The organism is Pantoea sp. NGS-ED-1003 (genome assembly GCF_000738765.1).
Lineage (GTDB): Bacteria > Pseudomonadota > Gammaproteobacteria > Enterobacterales > Enterobacteriaceae > Pantoea > Pantoea septica.
Genome location: NZ_JPQA01000005.1, coordinates 346,457 through 364,178, shown reverse-complemented (window position 1 = coordinate 364,178; position 17,722 = coordinate 346,457). Strand labels below are relative to the sequence as shown.

Here is a 17,722-nt window from a genome sequence, read left to right as displayed (position 1 = left end):
ACCGATGATGGATTTTTTCAGCACAAGCAATATCCTGGTTCATATCCCGATTGGCGCGGGCGGCTACGATCTCTCGTGGATTGAAGCCATCGGCACGCTGGCGGGTCTGCTCTGCATCTGGCTCGCCAGCCTGGAAAAAGTGATCAACTATCCGTTCGGCCTGATTAACGTCACGCTGTTCGCCGCCATTTTCTTCCAGATCCAGCTCTACGCCAGCCTGCTGCTGCAGCTCTTCTTTTTCGTCGCCAACGTCTATGGCTGGTACGCCTGGAGCCGGCAGACCGACGATCGCCAGGCGGCGCTGAAAATCCGCTGGCTGTCGCTGCCGAAGGCGCTGGGATGGGGCGCGGTCTGCGTCGTCGCCATTGCGCTGATGACGCGCTTTATCGATCCGGTTTTCGCCTTCCTGACGCAGATCGCCGTGTCGCTGATGAACGCGCTCGGCCTGCAGGTGGCGATGCCGACGCTGCAGCCTGATGCCTTTCCGTTCTGGGACGCCAGCATGATGGTGCTCTCCATCGTGGCGATGATCCTGATGACGCGCAAATATGTCGAGAACTGGCTGCTGTGGGTGGTAATCGACGTGATCAGCGTGATGATCTTCGCGCGCCAGGGCGTCTACGCCATGGCGCTGGAATATGTCATCCTGACGCTGATTGCCCTTAACGGCTCGCGCCTGTGGATAGCGAGCGCGCGGCAGCACGGCTCGCGCGCGCTGGCGCGTCAGTGATGGTGCGCCTCTTCACCGTGATGATGATGGTGATGCGCCGTCGCTGAGCCGCCGTCGAAGCCCAGCTCGCAGTCGGGCGTGGCGCACGGCTGATACTCCATCTGCACCGTGGCGTGTCCAATCTGATACTTCTGGTGCAGATAGCGGTGGATACGCTGCAGCAGCGCATCGTGGTCGTACGGCGGGATCACATGCACATGCAGCGTCACCACCGGCTTCTCGCCGACCTGCCAGACGTGCACGTGGTGCACGTTGCGCACCTCCGGAATATTCAGCGTCAGGTCGCGCGTCAGCTTCTCTGTATCGATCACCGCCGGCGCGCCCTCCAGCAGCTCGTGCAGGCTCTCGCGCAGCAGCGCCCAGGCGCTGCGCAGCACCAGCAGCGACACCAGCAGCGACAGAATCGGGTCGATGGGCGTCCAGCCGGTATAGAGGATAATCAACGCCGCCACAATCGCGCCCACCGAACCCAGCAGATCGCCCATAACGTGCAGCGCGGCGGCGCGCACGTTGAGATTCTTCTCTTCGCTGCCGTGATGCAGCAGCCAGAAAGAGAGCATATTGGCCAGCAGGCCCGCGACCGCGATGCCGAGCATCAAACCGCCGGTCACCGGCTGCGGCTGGTAAAAGCGACGCAATGCCTCCCAGACGATCAGCGCGGTGATCACCAGCAGGGCGATGGCGTTGACGAAGGCCGCCAGCGTGGTAAGACGCAGCAGCCCGAAGGTATGACGAGCGTTGGGCTTGCGCTGGGCGAACTGCACCGCCAGCAGCGCCATTAGCAGCGCGGCGGCGTCGGTAAGCATGTGTCCGGCATCGGCCAGCAGCGCCAGCGAGCCGGAAATCCAGCCGCCGACCGCCTCCGCCAGCATAAAGATTGCCGTAACGGCGAAAGCGGCCGCGAGGCGTTTGCGATTGCCCGCCGGCGCGCTGTGAGCGTGGTTATGAGCCATAAGAGTCCAGTTTTATCAGTAACCTGTTGGTGAGTAATAGTAGCAAATCCCATTCATCCGGCGCGTCCTGCTGCGCTTTAGCCCGATCCGCCAGCCGCTGGCTGAGTTCGGCGCCTTGCTCCAGACCGATAAGCAGCCAGCTTCCCTTCATGCGGTGCGCCGCTTCCGCCAGCTGCGGCCAGTCGCGCGCCGCGCGCGCCGCCGTGATGCGCGCCACGTCGTTGTTTAGCGTGTCGCGCAGGGTCCGGCTGAGCCGCGCCAGAAACTTCTCGCTCTGCTGCGCCAGCTGGCGCAGGTTGTCATCCAGCGCCGCCAGCGGATCCCGATCGAAATGCGCCAGCAGCGCGGCGAGATCGCCTAGCTGCACCGGCTTAATCAGCACGCGCTCGTTCGCCTGCAGCGGCAGGCTGAGCAGCTGCGCGTCGGCGGAGCAGAGCACCCGCATCGCCGCTCGCTGACGCTGACGATCGCGGCGGCGCAGCAGCCGCAGCAGCAGCTGGCCGTCCGGACGCGGCATCATCTGATCGATAAACAGCAGATCGTAGGGCCGTTCGGCATCCGCGCGCAGCAGGGCGCGCCCGTCGGCAAAGCAGTCCGCCTCGACGGCGAAGCGCGCCAGCTGCTGCTGCAGCACCATCAGGTTGGCCGGGTGATCGTCGACGATGGCGCAGCGCAGTGCGGCATAGCGCGGCAGCACGGCGTTCTCCTGCGGCGCGGCCTCGCAGCGCTCCAGCGGCAGCGTCACCGTGACCTCGGTGCCGTGGCCGGGCTGCGAGCGCAGCGCAATATCACCGCCCATGCGCTGCACGATCTCCCGGCAGATAAACAGGCCCAGGCCGCTGCCCTGCACCGAGACCTTCTTGCCCGACGGCGCCTGATACCAGGGATCGAACAGCTTCGGCTGCTCTTCCGGCGGAATGCCGCTGCCGCTGTCGCGCAGGGTGAAGATCAGCTGTTCATCGGCGGCGAGCGTCAGGCGTATCTCGCCATGAGCGGTAAACTTCAGGGCGTTGGTCATCAGGTTATTGATCACCTGCTGCAGCCGATCCGCGTCGATCAGCACGCGCTCCGGCAGCGGCGTCAGCGCCTCGACGATCAGCGTCGGGCCGCCGGCGCGCATCAGCGGATGATAAAAGCGCTGCTGCTGCGCCAGCCACGCCTCCAGCGCCAGCGGACGCGGCGCGAGGGTAAAACTGTTGCTCTCGATGCGTGCGTGATCCTGCAGATCGTTCAACAGCGTCAGCAGCGAACGGGCGCTGCTGTAGACCAGCGACAGGTTAGCGGAGCGCGCTTTTTCCAGCTCCAGCAGACCGAGGATCGCCTGCATCGGCGTGCGCAGCTCATGGCTGACGGTGGCGAGGAACTGGCTTTTCATCGCGTTGGCGCGCTCGGCCTGCTGGCGCTGAAGACGTTCGCGCCGCTGCTGCCAGTAGCGGCGCGCCAGCAGCAGCAGCAGCACGACGATGGCCGCGCCCGCTGCGGCCAGCACCAGCTGCGGCAGCGCGCGCATCGTCATCGCATTGCCCGGCTGCGGCGGCGTCAGCCAGCCGTCGCGCATCTGCCGCTGCGTATCAACGGGAATCTGCTGCAGCGCGCGGTTGATCAGCGGACGCAGCAGCGGCTGGTCGGCGGCGACGCCCAGCGCTACAGGCCAGGCGATATCGCTGGCGGCGAAGGCGAGACGCAGCCGATCGCCGTAGCGCGCGGCAATGCGCCAGCGCGCCGACAGCACGTTATCCGCCAGCGCGTCGATCTGTCCGTTCGCCAGCGCGTCGTACAGGCTGGCGCGATCGGCAAACACCTGCGGCGTCACCTCGGGCGGCAGCAGCCGCGTCGCGACGTCGTCGCGCAGCATGCCGACCCGCTTGCCCGCCAGATCGTGCCAGCGGCTGAAGCTGGCATCGCGCCGGCTGTAGATGCCCCAGAGGGCGCGCCAGACCGGCAGCGTGGCGTTTTGCGCCGCGTCGCCGCTGAGCGGCAGCGTGAGCCGCAGCATCACCTGACGCTGCGCCAGCAGTTCGTCCGCCTGCTGCGGTCCGGCGACCCAGCGCGGCGCGAAGCGCACGCCACTGCTCTGCGCGATGGCGTTGAGCAGATCGACGCTGTAGCCGCGCGCCGCGCCGCTGCCGTCACGGTAGCTCCAGGGGGCGTTATCGCTCTCCGCGGCGTAGTAGATAACCGGATGGGCGCTGAGCCAGGCGCGCTCTGCCGCGCTCAGCATCAGGGTTTGCGTATCCTGATAGCGCGGCAGCGGGGCGCCCCAGCGCGACTGCAGGCTGGTCGCCAGCTCGGCGGGCAGCTGACGCAGACTCTGGTTGATCCAGTCGATCAGCGCGGCGTCGCGGGCGAAGGCGCGCAGCGTCAGCTGACCGACATCCAGCTGCGAGGCGATCTGGTAGATCTCGCCCTGCTGCAGCTGACTGAGCAGGAAGCTGGCGCTGATCTCATCCGCCACCACATAGTCGTTCTGCTGATTAAGCAGCGTCGAAATCGCCTGCAGGTCGTTGCTGTAGGTGCGCCAGCGATGCTTTTGTGCCACCGTCGCCGGCAGCTGCGCCAGCGTGACCTGGCTGATGGCGAGCTGCGCATTCTCGCTGTTGAACATCACGGCACGCGCGTTGCGCTGGCTGCGATAGATGCGCAGCGGGCTGCTGAACCAGCTTTCGCTGTGCAGCACGCCCGCCGGCAGCGGGTTCGGCAGCGCGCCCAGCGCAAAATCGATCTGGCCGCTCTGCAGCGCCGCCATCAGCTGCGCGCGATCGGCGAACAGCCTGAGCGTAAACCGGGCGCCGGTAAGCTGATGCAGGGCGGCCAGCGCGTCGGCGTCCAGGCCGTAGAGCTCGTCGCCGACGCGCATCGTCCAGGGCGCGTTGCTCTCCTCCAGCAGGCCGACGCGCAGCGTCTTTCCCTGCATCGCGTCGGCGCCGCTGACCGGCATCATCATCGGCAGATCCAGGCTGCTGACCGGCCGCAGTTCGGCCCAGGTCAAAGTGGCCGAGAGAGAGAGCAACAGCAGCAGCAGGAATCGCCTCACTGCTGCGCTTTCCACAGGTCGGCCAGCTCCACCACCGAGCGCGCGCCGGTTTTTTCCAGAATATTCTTTTTATGGGTGCTGACGGTTTTATTGCTGATGTGCAGCTGCTCGGCGATCTGCAAGTTCGAGAGGCCGGTCGCCAGCAGCGCCAGCACCTGCTGCTCTTTGCTGGTGAGCGGCAGGGCGGAAGCGGTCACCTCAGGCGGGAAGGCGAGCTGGCCGCCCAGCACCGCGAGGATCGCGCTCAGCAGCTGCTCCATACGCTGGCTTTTGACCACGTAGCCCGCCGCGCCCAGCGCCTGCGCGCTGCGCACATAGTGGCTGCCCTGCTGCGCCGAATAGATCAGCACGGGGATCTGCGGAAAATGGATCCTAAGGCGACGCAGGATTTCCAGCCCGTCGCCGTCCGGCAGGCCGATATCCAGCACGATAATGTCGGTGGGCTGCGTCAGCAGCTGGCGCGCCTGCTGTTCGCTGGCGGCGGAACGTAAAAGGATGGAGAAGGGGGCCCGATCGAGCGCGGCTTCCAGCGCCACTTCGACCAGCGGGTGATCGTCTATTAACAACAGCGAGGCCATGAACGTTTCCTGACAGAATTCATTGCCCCAGCATAGCGGAAGTTAACGCAGAGAAAAATAATGGAGAGCCGAAGCTCTCCAGAAGATATTACTGCGAGGTGCCGTCAGTTTTGCGGTCGACTTTGCCGCCGCCCTCTTTGGTTTGCACCTTGCTGTTGATATCGGGGCATTTGCCGTCTTTACACTGGCTATTCTGGTCCATCTCATTGGCAGACATATTGCTGCCGCTGGTGCTGCTGCCGTTGGCCGCAGGATTAGTATTGGTGCCGGTGTTATTAATGTCGTTGTTATCGACATTATTCGGCGGCAGATTCTGTTTCGCGCCGCCCGCTGCCGCGCCTGCTTCAGCCGCCTGGTTAGCCGTGCCGTTATTGTCGGCCATCGCCGCGCCGCTGCCTAAAGTCATTGCTGCCGTCAGAAAGATAATTGCAAACTTATTCATCATTATGCTCCTGTAATCAATGATAGCTGCTGTTTTGAACCCGATGGTGCAGTTTGACGTAAAGAGGTTCCGGCGAAATTTAATTTCACCCAAAGGTCGTCCGGAAGGGATAAATAATGTAAGCGAAGCGTTCCTCAGTGCTTACATGTAAAAGCCTAGTTGAGAACCCTATAAATGCAAATCTCACGCATGCATTTAAGACGCGCCCTGAATTTACACTCCGGGCGCAACGGGATAAATTGGTCGGGTTGTGCCCGACCCGCGTTGGGCCAGGAATAAATGGAATGATTTATGAATTACCAGAATGATGATTTACGTATTCGGGATATTAAAGAGCTGCTGCCTCCCGTTGCGCTGCTGGAGAAGTTTCCCGCCACCGATAATGCCGCGCGCACCGTTGCCCGCGCGCGCGACGCTATCCATCAGATTTTGCAGGGCGAGGACGATCGCCTGCTGGTGGTAATCGGCCCCTGTTCGATTCACGACCCGCAGGCGGCGAAAGAGTACGCTTCGCGCCTGCTGAAGCTGCGCGACGAGCTGAAAGGCGAGCTGGAAGTGGTGATGCGCGTCTATTTTGAAAAGCCGCGCACCACCGTCGGCTGGAAAGGGCTGATCAACGATCCCTATATGGACGGCAGCTTTCAGCTGAACGACGGCCTGCGCCTGGCGCGCCAGCTGCTGCTGGAGATCAACGACAGCGGCCTGCCGGCGGCGGGCGAGTTTCTCGATATGATCACGCCGCAGTACGTGGCGGACCTGATGAGCTGGGGCGCTATCGGCGCGCGCACCACCGAGTCGCAGGTGCATCGCGAGCTGGCGTCAGGGCTCTCCTGTCCGGTCGGCTTTAAGAACGGCACCGATGGCACCATCAAGGTGGCGATCGACGCCATCAACGCCGCGGGTTCGCCGCACTGTTTCCTGTCAGTGACCAAGTATGGTCATTCAGCGATTGTCGAAACCAGCGGCAACGCGGACTGCCACATTATTCTGCGCGGCGGCAAAGAGCCGAACTACAGCGCGCAGCACGTTAGCGCGGTGAAAACCGGGCTGGAGAAGGCGGGTCTGCCGCCGCAGGTGATGATCGACTTCAGCCACGCCAACAGCAGCAAGCAGTATCAGAAGCAGCTGGAAGTCGCGGATGACGTGGCGGCGCAGATTTCTGGCGGCGAGCGCGGCGTTATCGGCGTGATGATTGAGAGCCATCTGGTCGAGGGCAACCAGAGCCTGGAGAGCGGCGAGCCGCTGGTCTACGGCAAGAGCATCACCGACGCCTGCATCGGCTGGCCTGACACCGACAAGGTGCTGCGTCAGCTGGCTGCGGCGGTGAAGCAGCGCCGCGGCTGATTAAAAGCGGTGGAGATGCTGTTCGCGTCAGCGCCAGATCCGCAGCCATAAAAAAAGGCCAGACATTGTCTGGCCTTTTTACATTTCAGCTCGCGCTTACTTTGCTTTACCCTGGTTAGCGACGGCGGCGGCTTTCGCGGCAATCTCGTCGGCATCGCCCAGATAGTAGTGTTTGATCGGTTTGAAATTCTCGTCGAACTCATACACCAGCGGCACGCCGGTCGGGATGTTCAGCTCGAGGATCTCATCTTCGCTCATGTTGTCGAGGTATTTCACCAGCGCGCGCAGCGAGTTGCCGTGCGCCGCGATGATCACTTTCTCGCCGCTCTTGATGCGCGGCAGAATGCTCTCGTTCCAGTAAGGGATAACGCGATCGATGGTCAGCGCCAGGCTCTCGGTGGTCGGCAGCTGCTCAGCGCTCAGCTTCGCATAGCGCGGGTCGTGGCCAGGGAAACGCTCGTCGTTGCGATCCAGCTCCGGCGGCGTAACCGCAAAGCCGCGACGCCACTGTTTCACCTGATCGTCGCCATATTTGGCCGCGGTTTCCGCTTTATCCAGACCCTGCAGCGCACCGTAGTGACGCTCGTTCAGACGCCAGGATTTCTCTACCGGCAGCCAGGCCTGATCCAGCTCATCAAGAACATTCCACAGAGTGTGAATGGCGCGTTTCAGTACGGAGGTGTAAGCGAAATCAAAGACGAAACCTTCTTTTTTCAGCAGCTGACCGGCTGCTTTGGCTTCGGTGCGACCTTTATCAGAAAGATCCACGTCATACCATCCGGTGAAGCGGTTTTCCTGGTTCCACTGACTTTCGCCGTGGCGGACCAGAACCAGCTTAGTTACGGCCATAGTTAACTCCTTAACTCTTTGATGTTTCTACGATAATGGAAACCTTGCTGCAACCAACCCGACGCGCGCGCCCGGCGGCACATGGATAGCGCCATACCATAGCGGAAAACGGCGCAGGGTGTAAGCCTGTCGGCAACGCACTGCGCGTTTTTCAGGCGGTTCAGCGCGGCGTGAAGCGGTAGCGCGTCACCGACTCCCAGCGCTCGCCCGGCTGCAGCCAGCATGAGGGCTGGGGCCACTCGGGATGATTCGGCGAATCGGGTAAAAATTCGCTCTCCAGCGCAATGCCCTGGAAAGCAGTATAGCTTTCCTGTTCGCGCGCGCGCGTTCCCGCCAGATAGTTGCCGGTATAGAACTGCAGCGCGGGCGCGGCAGTGGTCACGGTCAGCTGCAGTTCGCCGTCGGCAGACCAGAGGTGCGCGGCTGGCTGGCTGGCGTCGCCGGCGCTGTCGAGCAGAAAGGCGTGATCGTAACCCTTCACGGCCTGCTGATCGGCGTCGGCGAGAAAATCCTGCGCCACAATCTTGCCCGCGCGAAAATCGAAGCTGGTGCCCGCCACCGCTTTCAGCGGCGCATTGGGAATACCGTCGCTGTCGACAGGCAGATACTGTTCGGCCAGCAGTTGTAAGCGATGCTGGCGCGCGTCGCCATGATGCGCATCAAGATTAAAGTAGGCGTGGTTGGTGAGATTGACCGGGCAGGGCCGATCGACCTCCGCCTGATAGCTGATCGACAGGCAGTTGTCGTCGTCCAGCTCATAGCGTACCTGCGCCAGCAGGTTGCCAGGATAGCCCTGGTCGCCGTCCGGCGAATCCAGGCGGTAAACCACGCTGTTCTCGCTCTGGCTGACGATCTGCCAGCGGCGCTTGTCAAAGCCCTGCGGCCCGCCGTGCAGCTGGTGCTCGCCCTGGTTCGCCACCAGCTGAATAGCCTGCTGCGTCAGCGTCGCCTGGCTGATGCGGTTGGCGTAGCGTCCGATGGTGGCGCCGAGATAGGCGTCCTGTTGCAGATAGTCGGACGGCGTGGCGCAGCCGAGCAGGGTTTCGCGCACGCTGCCGTCGCGCATCGGCACCCGCGCCGACAGCCAGGTGGCACCCCAGTCCATAAAGGTCGCCACCATGCCGCTGGCGTTGCGCAGCACGGTAATGCGCCACGGCTGACCGTCTGGCGCGTGTGAATTGACGTCGCTTAGCATTGGCCCGCTCCTTCTGAGGCGGTGCAAACGTAAAAGGTCTCTTTGATGCCGGTTTTCGCCTCGTACTGTTCCGCCACCGCCGCCTTCACCCGATCCACCAGATCGAACGGCATCAGCGCCACCACGCAGCCGCCGAAGCCGCCGCCGGTCATGCGCACGCCGCCGCGATCGCCGATCTCCGCCTTAACGATCTCGACCAGCGCGTCGATCGGCGGCACGGTGATTTCGAAGTCGTCGCGCATCGAGGCGTGCGATTCCGCCATCAGCTCGCCCATGCGTTTCAGGTCGCCCTTGCTCAGCGCGTCGGCCGCCTCCAGGGTACGGGCGTTCTCCGTCAGCACGTGACGCACGCGTTTTGCCACCTGCGGGTCCAGCTCATGCTCCACCGCTTTGAACTGATCGATATCCACGTCGCGCAGCGCCGGCTGAGCGAAGAAGCGCGCGCCGGTCTCGCACTGCTCGCGGCGCGTGTTGTATTCGCTGCCCACCAGATTGCGGCGGAAGTTAGAGTTGATGATCACCACCGCGACATCTTTCGGCATTGAAACCGGGCGGGTGCCGAGGGTGCGGCAGTCGAGCAGCATGGCGTGATCTTTTTTGCCCAGCGCGGAGATGAGCTGGTCCATAATGCCGCAGTTACAGCCCACGAACTGGTTCTCCGCCTCCTGACCGTTGACGGCGATGGCCGCGCCATCGAGCTTCAGGTGGTAGAGCTGCTGAAATACGGTGCCGACCGCCACTTCCAGCGACGCCGACGAGCTGAGGCCCGCGCCCTGCGGCACGTCGCCGGCAATCACCATGTCGACGCCGCCGAAGCTGGCGTCGCGCTGCTGCAGGTGTTTCACCACGCCGCGCACGTAGTTGGCCCACATCGGCTCTTTCACGCTGAGGATCGGCGCGTCAAGCGAGAAGCTGTCCTGCTGATTATCGTAATCCACCGCCACGACGCGCACCTGACGATCGTCGCGCTTCGCGCAGGCGATAACGGTCTGATAATCGATAGCGCACGGCAGCACGAAGCCGTCGTTGTAGTCAGTATGTTCGCCAATCAGGTTCACGCGGCCCGGTGCCTGAATGGTGTGGGTCGGGGCATAGCCGAAGGTGTCGTTGAAAATCTGCTGCGTGGTGGTTTTTAACATTATTGTGCCTCGCGGAAATGAATATCGCTAACGGCGCGCAGACGTTCTGCCGCCTGTTCCGCCGTTAGATCGCGTTGGGTTTCAGCCAGCATTTCGTAGCCGACCATAAATTTGCGAACCGTAGCCGAGCGCAGCAGCGGCGGGTAGAAGTGCGCGTGTAGCTGCCAGTGGTCGTTTTCTTCGCCGTTGAACGGCGCGCCGTGCCAGCCCATGGAGTAGGGGAAAGAGCACTGAAACAGGTTGTCGTAGCGGCTGGTCAGCTGCTTAAGCGCTTTCGCCAGATCTGCGCTCTGTTCCGGCGAGAGATCGTTGAGGCGTTTAATATGGGCTTTCGGCAGCAGCAGGGTTTCGAACGGCCATGCTGCCCACCAGGGCACCACCGCCAGCCAGTGTTCGGTCTCGACCACGGTGCGGCTGCCGTCGCTCAGTTCGCGTGCGGCGTAGTCCACCAGCATCGGCGAGCCGTGCGCAGCATAGTAGGCGCGCTGATGCGCATCTTCGCGCTGCGCTTCGTTAGGCAGAAAACTGTTGGCCCATATCTGGCCGTGCGGATGAGGGTTAGAGCAGCCCATCGCCGCGCCCTTGTTTTCAAAAACCTGCACCCAGGGATAGTGCTGGCCGAGATCGGCGGTCTGCGCCTGCCAGGTTTTAACCACCTCTTCCAGCGCGGGCAGCGACATCTCCGGCAGCGTCTTGCTGTGATCAGGCGAGAAGCAGATCACCCGGCTGGTGCCGCGCGCGCTTTCGCAGCGCATCAGCACGTCGCTGCTCTCCGGCGCTTCCGGCGTATCGGTCATCAGCGCGGCGAAATCGTTAGTGAAAACGTAAGTGCCTTTATAATCAGGGTTTTTGTCGCCGGTGACGCGCGTGTTGCCCGCGCAGAGGAAACAGTCGGGATCGTGCGCCGGCAGCTTCTCTTGCGAAGGGGTTTCCTGCGCGCCCTGCCAGGGACGTTTGGCACGGTGGGGCGAAACGAGGATCCACTGATCGATCAGCGGATTGTAACGGCGATGCGGATGATCGACCGGGTTAAATTTTTCCATGTTGAGTCCTGGTTAACGTCAAAAAGCCAGACAGGCAGGGTTAAAAAGTAGCACATCATCGCGCGGTAAAGCGTGATCAAGTCTGGATAAATGGAATCGTTTACACAAGCTGAAAATTCTTATTCAAAGCCTTTTGCTTGCGAATATAGAGGTGAAAAGGGCAAAGCCATGGTAGCGGTTACATAGGTAGGGCCGGCGTAAGTAAGCGAACGCCGCAGAGCGGCGTCGCGGGAGTTATTACAGACTTTCTTGCTGATAAGCGTAGCCATCGGCGGCAGGCACAAAGCTGAGTCGATGGGTGATGCAGCGCGGCGCGTCTTCCGCGTGGTGAGAAACGAACAGCAGCTGGGTGCGGCCTTCGCCGATGAGAATATCGACGAAGCGGCGCACCAGCTGGCGATTGATGGGATCCAGCCCCTGCAGCGGTTCGTCAAGGATCAGCAGCGCCGGATGCTTCACCAGCGCGCGGGCGATCAGCACCAGCCGCTGCTGGCCCCAGGAGAGGCTATGGAACGGCGCGTCGGCCAGCGCGTTATCCATACCGAGCAGCGCCAGCCACTGCCGCGCCAGCGCCTTCTGCCGCTCCGACGCCGCCTGATAAAGGCCGATGGAGTCGAAGAAGCCGGAGAGGATCACGGTGCGCACGTTGACGCTGACGCGATACTCCAGATGCAGGCTGCTGCTGACGTAGCCGATATGCTGTTTGATATCCCAGATGGTTTCGCCGCTGCCGCGTTTAATGCCGAACAGCCAGAGCTCGTTGCTGTAGCCCTGAGGATGATCGCCGGTCACCAGGCTCAGCAGCGTCGATTTTCCGGCGCCGTTCGGCCCGACGATCTGCCAGTGTTCGCCGGCGTTGACCTGCCAGTTCAGCCCGTTGATCACCGCTTTGTCGTTGTAGCAGACCATGCCGTTGCGCAGGATGACGCGCGGCGTACCCTGCGCCAGCAGCGGCAGCTGGTCGGGCGCATCCGGCTCCGGCAGAGCCATGCCCTCCAGCCGTTCGCTGTGCGCCAGCTGCGCCACCAGCGCCTCCGCCAGAATCGCATCGCGCGCGCCGACGTGGGTCAGGGTGCACTCCGCCAGCACGCCGACCTGCTGAATAAAATCGGGGATGTCGTCAAAGCGATTGAGCACCAGCACCAGCGCGACGTCGGGCTGCTGCAGGTTCGCCAGCGTCTCCGTCAGGCTGGCGCGCGAGGCGACGTCGAGGCCGTCGAAAGGCTCGTCGAGGATCAGCAGATCGGGCTGTTTCATCAGCGCCTGGCAGAGCAGCACCTTGCGCGTCTCGCCGGTGGAAAGGTATTTAAAGCGTCGATCGAGCAGGTAGCCGATGGCGAACCGCTCCGCCAGCGCCTGCGCGCGCGCCGCGTCCTGTACCTCATCCTGGATAATCTCCAGCGCGGTGCGGCCGGTATCGGTTTCGCCTTCGCTCAGCAGATCGGTGTTGTTGCGTTCCCATTCGTCGGCAACCAGCTTTTGCAGCTGTTCCAGCGACAGGCGCGTCGGGCGCGCGAACCGGCTGGCGAACGCGCCTTTCTCCGGCGCCAGCTCGCCTGCCAGCGCGCGCGCCAGCGACGATTTGCCGCTGCCGTTGGCGCCGACAAAGGCCCAGCTCTGGCCGCCCGTCAGTCGCAGATCGTTCAGGTTCAGTAATCGGGTGTCGCTAAGACGAAACGTGCCTTGCGAAATTTGCAATAATGCCATGATGTGTTCCACTTTATGCACTGTAATACCGGGTTGTACCCAGTGCCGTCAGGGAAGTCAAATCATGGCGCGCAGGTCAGAGCAGCGTAGCGATAATCGCGTGTTCGGCATTGAAACTTGCCGTGACGGCGTCGCCCGGCTGCAGATTCTGCTGCTGCACCTGCTGGTTAGAGAGCGTGGCGCAGAGCGATTCGCCGCTCGGCAGCGTCATCAGCACTTCGCTCATCTGCTCGCCGGGTTCAATCTGGCTCACCTGTGCGCTCAGCTGATTATCCGCCTGCGACGCCTCGCGGCTCACCTGGATCCATGGCGCTTTGATCAGCACCAGCACCTCTTTGCCCGCCTCGAGCTGCAGGCGCGCCACGCTGCGCTCGGTCAGCGCCACGTTAAGCAGGGTGGCGCCGTCGGCCAGCCGCACCTGAAGATGCTGCACCACATGCCGATCGTCATGGGCCACCACGGTGCCGAACAGCTGATTGCGCGCGCTGGTCTGCAGAGAAAAACGCGCGATGGTCGCCAGCAGGCTGTCGAGCGGCACCGTGTCGTTATGCAGCGCGTCGAACGCCTTTTGCTGAATCTGCTCCAGCAGCTGGAACAGCTGGATAAGCCGCTCGCCGTAGCGCGTCAGCTGCGCGCCACCGCCGCCTTTGCCGCCGGTAACGCGCTCTACGAGGGTCTCGTCAGCCAGCTGGTTCATCTCATTGATGGCGTCCCAGGCGCTTTTGTAGCTGATGCCCGCCAGCTTCGCGCCCTGGCTGATAGAGCCGGTTTCGCGGATGCGTTTCAGTAGCGCTATACGGCGCGGATCGGCGAACAGCTTCTGCTGCAGCCGGATAGAGAGGGAAAGTTCAGCCTGCATAGTGGCGTCTCCAGAACGTGTGAATGCAACGATCATAGCGGTGAGCGGCGTAAAAAGTAAAAGCACGAAAAGGGCAGTGCGTTTTTTTCCTCAGACGTTACAATCACTTTTTTGCTTTGCTGAGTGAGACTTCCATGCTGGAACTGTTAAAAAGCCTTGCTGTGGCGGTGATTATGGTGCCGGTGGTGATGGCGATTATGCTGGGCCTGATCTATGGTCTGGGCGAGGTGTTCAACGTCATCTCGAAATTCGGCCGCCGCGAGCACGCTTCACGCTCCACCCGCTGATTTTACGACGCCCGCTCAAGCGGGCGTTTTTATTTGCTTACGCTCAACCTTCCTCTCTTTCTGCCGATAATTTTATCACGCTCCCCCAGGCGGGCGTTGTATCATCGACTATACAACGCAAAACAGGAGAACACCTATGTCATTACCATCAATCCGCTGGGGCATCGCCGCCGCGCTGAGCGTCACGCTGGCCGGTCAGGCGGCCGCCGCTGAGAAAGTCACCGTTTTCGCCGCCGCGTCGCTGACCAACGCGCTGCAGGAGATTGCGACGCAGTATAAAAAGAAAACTGACGTCGAGGTGGTGTCGTCGTTTGCTTCCTCTTCGACGCTGGCGCGTCAGATTGAGCAGGGCGCGCCAGCCGATCTTTTTATCTCAGCGGACCAGCAGTGGATGGATGACGCCGTAGCGAAAAAGAGCATGGAGGACGCCACGCGCGTGACCCTGCTCGGCAACGAACTGGTGCTGGTGGCGCCGCGCGGCGACAGCGCGAAGCCCGTTACGCTGAATCAACAGACCGACTGGAAAAGCCTGTTGAAAGGCGAGCGTCTGGCGGTCGGCGATCCCGATCATGTGCCTGCCGGCATCTATGCGCAGGAAGCGCTGCAAAAGCTGGGCGCCTGGGAGCAGGTTTCGCCGTCGCTGGCGCGCGCTAATAACGTGCGCGCCGCGCTGGCGCTGGTGGAGCGCAACGAAACGCCCTACGGCATCGTCTACGGGTCAGACGCGGTCGCCAGCAAGAAAGTACAGGTTGTCGGCACTTTTCCGGCCGCCAGCCACAAGCCGGTGGAATATCCGATGGCGATAGTAAAAGCGCATAACAACGCTGCGGTGAAGGCGTTTTATGACTATCTGAAAGGGCCTGAAGCGGCCGCGGTGTTTAAACAGTACGGATTCTCCCCGAAAGCATGATACTCAGCGATCCCGAATGGCAGGCGGTGGTGCTTAGCCTGAAAGTCTCCAGCATCGCAGTGCTGTTCAGCCTGCCGTTTGGCATCCTTACGGCCTGGATTCTGGTGCGCTGCCAGTTTCCAGGCAAATCGCTGCTCGACAGCCTTATTCATCTGCCGCTGGTGTTGCCGCCGGTGGTGGTGGGCTATCTGCTGCTGATCGGCCTGGGCCGACGCGGCGTGATTGGCCAGTATCTCTACGACTGGTTCGGCTTTAGCTTCGCCTTTAGCTGGCGCGGCGCGGCGCTCGCCTCCGCGGTGATCGCCTTTCCGCTGATGGTGCGCGCCATCCGGCTGGCGCTGGAGGCGGTGGATATGCGGCTGGAGCAGGCGGCGCGCACGCTCGGCGCCGGGCGCTGGCGCGTCTTTTTCACCATCACGCTGCCGCTGACGCTGCCCGGCATTATCGTCGGCACCGTGCTGGCCTTTGCCCGCTCACTGGGCGAGTTCGGCGCCACCATTACTTTCGTTTCTAACATTCCGCAAGAGACGCGCACGCTGCCGCTGGCGATGTTTACCCTGATTGAAACGCCAGGCGCAGAGGGCGCGGCGGCGCGATTGTGCGCTATCGCCATCGCACTGGCGCTGCTGTCGCTGCTCGTCTCCGAATGGCTGGCGCGCTGGGGCCGTAAAAGGATGGGCGCCTGATGCTGACGCTGAACTTTTCGCAGCGGCTGGGCGATCACCAGCTCGATATCGACGCACAGATCCCGGCGAAGGGGATTACCGCAGTATTCGGCGTCTCCGGCGCAGGCAAGACGTCGCTGATCAACGCCATTAGCGGGTTGACGCAGCCGCAGCGCGGTACGATTGCGCTTAACGGCCGTGTGCTGCTCGACGTTGAGAAGGGCGTGATGCTGCCGCCGGAAAAACGCCGCGTCGGCTATGTGTTTCAGGATGCGCGGCTGTTTCCCCACTATCGCGTGCGCGGCAATCTGCACTACGGCATGTCGCCTGCGATGAAAGGGCAGTTCGACGCGCTGGTGGCGCTGCTGGGGCTGGAAAGCCTGCTGGATCGCTTTCCGCTGTCGCTCTCCGGCGGTGAAAAGCAGCGCGTCGCCATTGGCCGCGCGCTGCTGAGCGCGCCCGATATTTTACTGATGGACGAGCCGCTCGCCTCGCTCGATCTGCCGCGCAAGCGCGAACTGATGCCCTATCTGCAGAAGCTGGCGAAACAGGTCGAGATCCCGGTGCTCTACGTCACCCACAGCCTCGATGAAATTTTGCAGCTGGCGGAAAACGTGCTGGTGCTCGATCGCGGCGGCGTCAGGGCGTTCGGACCGCTGGAGAAGGTCTGGAGCAGCAGCGCGATGCGGCCCTGGCTGCCGGTGAGCGAACTGACCAGCGTGCTGCGCGTGCAGGTGCTGGAGCATCATCCCGACTATCCAATGAGCGCGCTGTCGCTCGGCGACCAGCATATCTGGGTGAGCCGGGTTAACTATCCGGTGAAAACCCCGCTGCGCATCCGTATCGCCTCGGCGGACGTCTCGCTGGCGCTGCAGCCGCCGCAGCTCAGCTCGATACGCAATATCCTGCCGGCGCAGGTGGTGGAGCTGCTGGAAGTGGGCGATCAGGTCGAAGTGCGTTTGCGCATCGGCGTCAGCGAACTCTGGGCGCGCATTTCGCCCTGGGCACGGGATGAGCTGGGCATTCGGCCGGATCAGTGGCTCTATGCCCAGATTAAAAGCGTATCGGTCGCCGCCTGATTACAGCAGCTGCTGCGCGATCACCTCGGCGATGCCCGGCTCAAGGTTGGTGCCGATCACCTGCTTCGCGCGCGCCTTGATCGCCTCGTCGGCATTGCCCATCGCCACGCCCAGCCCGACGGCTTGCAGCATGCTGAGATCGTTATAGTTGTCGCCGAAGGCGATGACATCCTGCATAGAGAAGCCCAGCGAGGCGACCCACTCCGCCAGCCGCTTGCCTTTGCTGTTGCCGCGCTGCGCGATATCCACCTGATCGTGCCACGACCATTCGCACGCCAGTCCCAGCTCCGCTTCCACAAGCGTGGCGAACCGCTGCAGTTCGGCAGTGTTTTCATGGGAAAGCGCGAACTTCCAGATCGCCTGCGCGTCGCGCGCCGCCTGCGCCAGGTCCGGCACCTGAACAAACAGCGGACGCTGATGCGGCGGCAGCGATTCCGCCCATTTCAGGGTGCGTATTACGTGACCGGTCGGCGTCTGATAGAGCATCGCATCGTCGACGTAGAGCAGACCGTGAATGTGGTGCTCATCCAGCATCTCAATCACGCGCAGCGCCTGGTCCTTATCCAGCGGGTCGGCAGCCAGCACCTTTTTCGCCTGATAATCATACAAATAGGTGCCGTTGCAGCAGATTGCGGGTGTATCGAGTTCCAGCGCCTGATAAAAAGGGTGGATGGCGCAGTGGTGACGGCCGGTGACGATAGCCACCTTGACGCCAGCCTGACGGGCGCGCTTCAGCGCCTCGATGGACTGAGGCAGAATGGTTTTCGCGGGCGTCAGCAGGGTGCCGTCAAGGTCGAGGGCGATTACGCGATAGCTCATGGCTTATTCCGAGTGAAAGGATTAAAGAGGCACCGAGTCTACACCCGGGCGCGGGCCTGAGACAAAAAGCAGGGCACAAATGATTCCGG

At 62.4% G+C, this 17,722-nt stretch carries 17 protein-coding genes; 6 read left to right on the top strand and 11 right to left on the bottom strand.

Annotated elements, in window-relative coordinates:
• The first annotated feature begins 7 nt into the window (after positions 1 to 7).
• The gene (pnuC, locus tag JS46_RS12605; RefSeq protein WP_033751661.1) at positions 8 to 730 is read left to right on the top strand and encodes a nicotinamide riboside transporter PnuC; all 723 of its coding nucleotides are present in this window, start codon (positions 8 to 10) and stop codon (positions 728 to 730) included.
• Here pnuC and zitB read toward each other — a convergent pair.
• The 4 genes from zitB to JS46_RS12585 form a co-directional block, all read right to left on the bottom strand.
• Positions 724 to 1,683 (bottom strand): CDF family zinc transporter ZitB, encoded by a 960-nt coding sequence (gene zitB, locus JS46_RS12600; protein WP_033751660.1) that lies wholly within the window; start codon positions 1,681 to 1,683, stop codon positions 724 to 726. The genes pnuC and zitB overlap by 7 nt on opposite strands.
• A complete protein-coding gene (locus JS46_RS12595; protein ID WP_033751657.1) occupies positions 1,673 to 4,732 on the bottom strand; it encodes an ATP-binding protein in 3,060 nt (1,019 codons plus the stop codon). Before JS46_RS12595 ends, zitB begins: the two co-directional genes overlap by 11 nt.
• Positions 4,714 to 5,295 (bottom strand): response regulator transcription factor, encoded by a 582-nt coding sequence (locus tag JS46_RS12590; protein WP_033751654.1) that lies wholly within the window; start codon positions 5,293 to 5,295, stop codon positions 4,714 to 4,716. Before JS46_RS12590 ends, JS46_RS12595 begins: the two co-directional genes overlap by 19 nt.
• A gap of 88 nt (positions 5,296 to 5,383) precedes the next feature.
• Positions 5,384 to 5,740, bottom strand: a complete 357-nt coding sequence (locus tag JS46_RS12585; RefSeq protein ID WP_033751651.1) for a YbgS-like family protein — start codon at positions 5,738 to 5,740, stop codon at positions 5,384 to 5,386.
• Positions 5,741 to 6,028: 288 nt separating this feature from the next.
• Between JS46_RS12585 and aroG the strand changes: the two genes are divergently transcribed.
• The gene (gene aroG / locus JS46_RS12580) at positions 6,029 to 7,081 is read left to right on the top strand and encodes a 3-deoxy-7-phosphoheptulonate synthase AroG (protein WP_033751648.1); all 1,053 of its coding nucleotides are present in this window, start codon (positions 6,029 to 6,031) and stop codon (positions 7,079 to 7,081) included.
• Positions 7,082 to 7,177: 96 nt separating this feature from the next.
• Here aroG and gpmA read toward each other — a convergent pair whose 3' ends face one another.
• The 6 genes from gpmA to modE form a co-directional block, all read right to left on the bottom strand.
• The gene (gene gpmA, locus JS46_RS12575; protein ID WP_033751646.1) at positions 7,178 to 7,930 is read right to left on the bottom strand and encodes a 2,3-diphosphoglycerate-dependent phosphoglycerate mutase; all 753 of its coding nucleotides are present in this window, start codon (positions 7,928 to 7,930) and stop codon (positions 7,178 to 7,180) included.
• A gap of 160 nt (positions 7,931 to 8,090) precedes the next feature.
• Positions 8,091 to 9,125 carry a galactose-1-epimerase gene (gene galM, locus JS46_RS12570; RefSeq protein WP_033751643.1) on the bottom strand — a complete coding sequence of 345 codons (1,035 nt, stop codon included), beginning with the start codon at positions 9,123 to 9,125 and terminating at the stop codon, positions 8,091 to 8,093.
• Positions 9,119 to 10,267 (bottom strand): galactokinase, encoded by a 1,149-nt coding sequence (gene galK, locus JS46_RS12565; protein WP_033751641.1) that lies wholly within the window; start codon positions 10,265 to 10,267, stop codon positions 9,119 to 9,121. Before galK ends, galM begins: the two co-directional genes overlap by 7 nt.
• The gene (gene galT, locus JS46_RS12560) at positions 10,264 to 11,307 is read right to left on the bottom strand and encodes a galactose-1-phosphate uridylyltransferase (protein WP_033751639.1); all 1,044 of its coding nucleotides are present in this window, start codon (positions 11,305 to 11,307) and stop codon (positions 10,264 to 10,266) included. Before galT ends, galK begins: the two co-directional genes overlap by 4 nt.
• Positions 11,308 to 11,544: 237 nt before the next feature.
• The gene (modF, locus tag JS46_RS12555; RefSeq protein ID WP_033751638.1) at positions 11,545 to 13,014 is read right to left on the bottom strand and encodes a molybdate ABC transporter ATP-binding protein ModF; all 1,470 of its coding nucleotides are present in this window, start codon (positions 13,012 to 13,014) and stop codon (positions 11,545 to 11,547) included.
• Between the two features lie 76 nt (positions 13,015 to 13,090).
• Positions 13,091 to 13,873, bottom strand: coding sequence for a molybdenum-dependent transcriptional regulator (gene modE / locus JS46_RS12550; protein ID WP_033751637.1), 783 nt, complete (start codon positions 13,871 to 13,873; stop codon positions 13,091 to 13,093).
• Between the two features lie 134 nt (positions 13,874 to 14,007).
• Here modE and JS46_RS23395 point away from each other — a divergent pair, with 134 nt between their 5' ends.
• The 4 genes from JS46_RS23395 (at position 14,008) to modC (ending at position 16,814) form a co-directional block, all read left to right on the top strand.
• Positions 14,008 to 14,160 (top strand): AcrZ family multidrug efflux pump-associated protein, encoded by a 153-nt coding sequence (locus JS46_RS23395; RefSeq protein ID WP_033751635.1) that lies wholly within the window; start codon positions 14,008 to 14,010, stop codon positions 14,158 to 14,160.
• Positions 14,161 to 14,296: 136 nt separating this feature from the next.
• Positions 14,297 to 15,070 (top strand): molybdate ABC transporter substrate-binding protein, encoded by a 774-nt coding sequence (gene modA, locus JS46_RS12540; RefSeq protein ID WP_033751631.1) that lies wholly within the window; start codon positions 14,297 to 14,299, stop codon positions 15,068 to 15,070.
• A complete protein-coding gene (gene modB, locus JS46_RS12535) occupies positions 15,067 to 15,756 on the top strand; it encodes a molybdate ABC transporter permease subunit (protein WP_033751628.1) in 690 nt (229 codons plus the stop codon). The genes modA and modB overlap by 4 nt, the downstream gene beginning before the upstream one ends.
• Positions 15,756 to 16,814: a molybdenum ABC transporter ATP-binding protein ModC gene (modC, locus tag JS46_RS12530; protein WP_033751626.1), complete on the top strand. Its 1,059-nt coding sequence runs from the start codon at positions 15,756 to 15,758 to the stop codon at positions 16,812 to 16,814. The genes modB and modC overlap by 1 nt, the downstream gene beginning before the upstream one ends.
• Here the strand turns inward: modC and JS46_RS12525 are convergent, their stop codons facing one another.
• Positions 16,815 to 17,633, bottom strand: coding sequence for a pyridoxal phosphatase (locus JS46_RS12525; protein WP_033751622.1), 819 nt, complete (start codon positions 17,631 to 17,633; stop codon positions 16,815 to 16,817).
• Between the last annotated feature and the right edge of the window lie 89 nt (positions 17,634 to 17,722).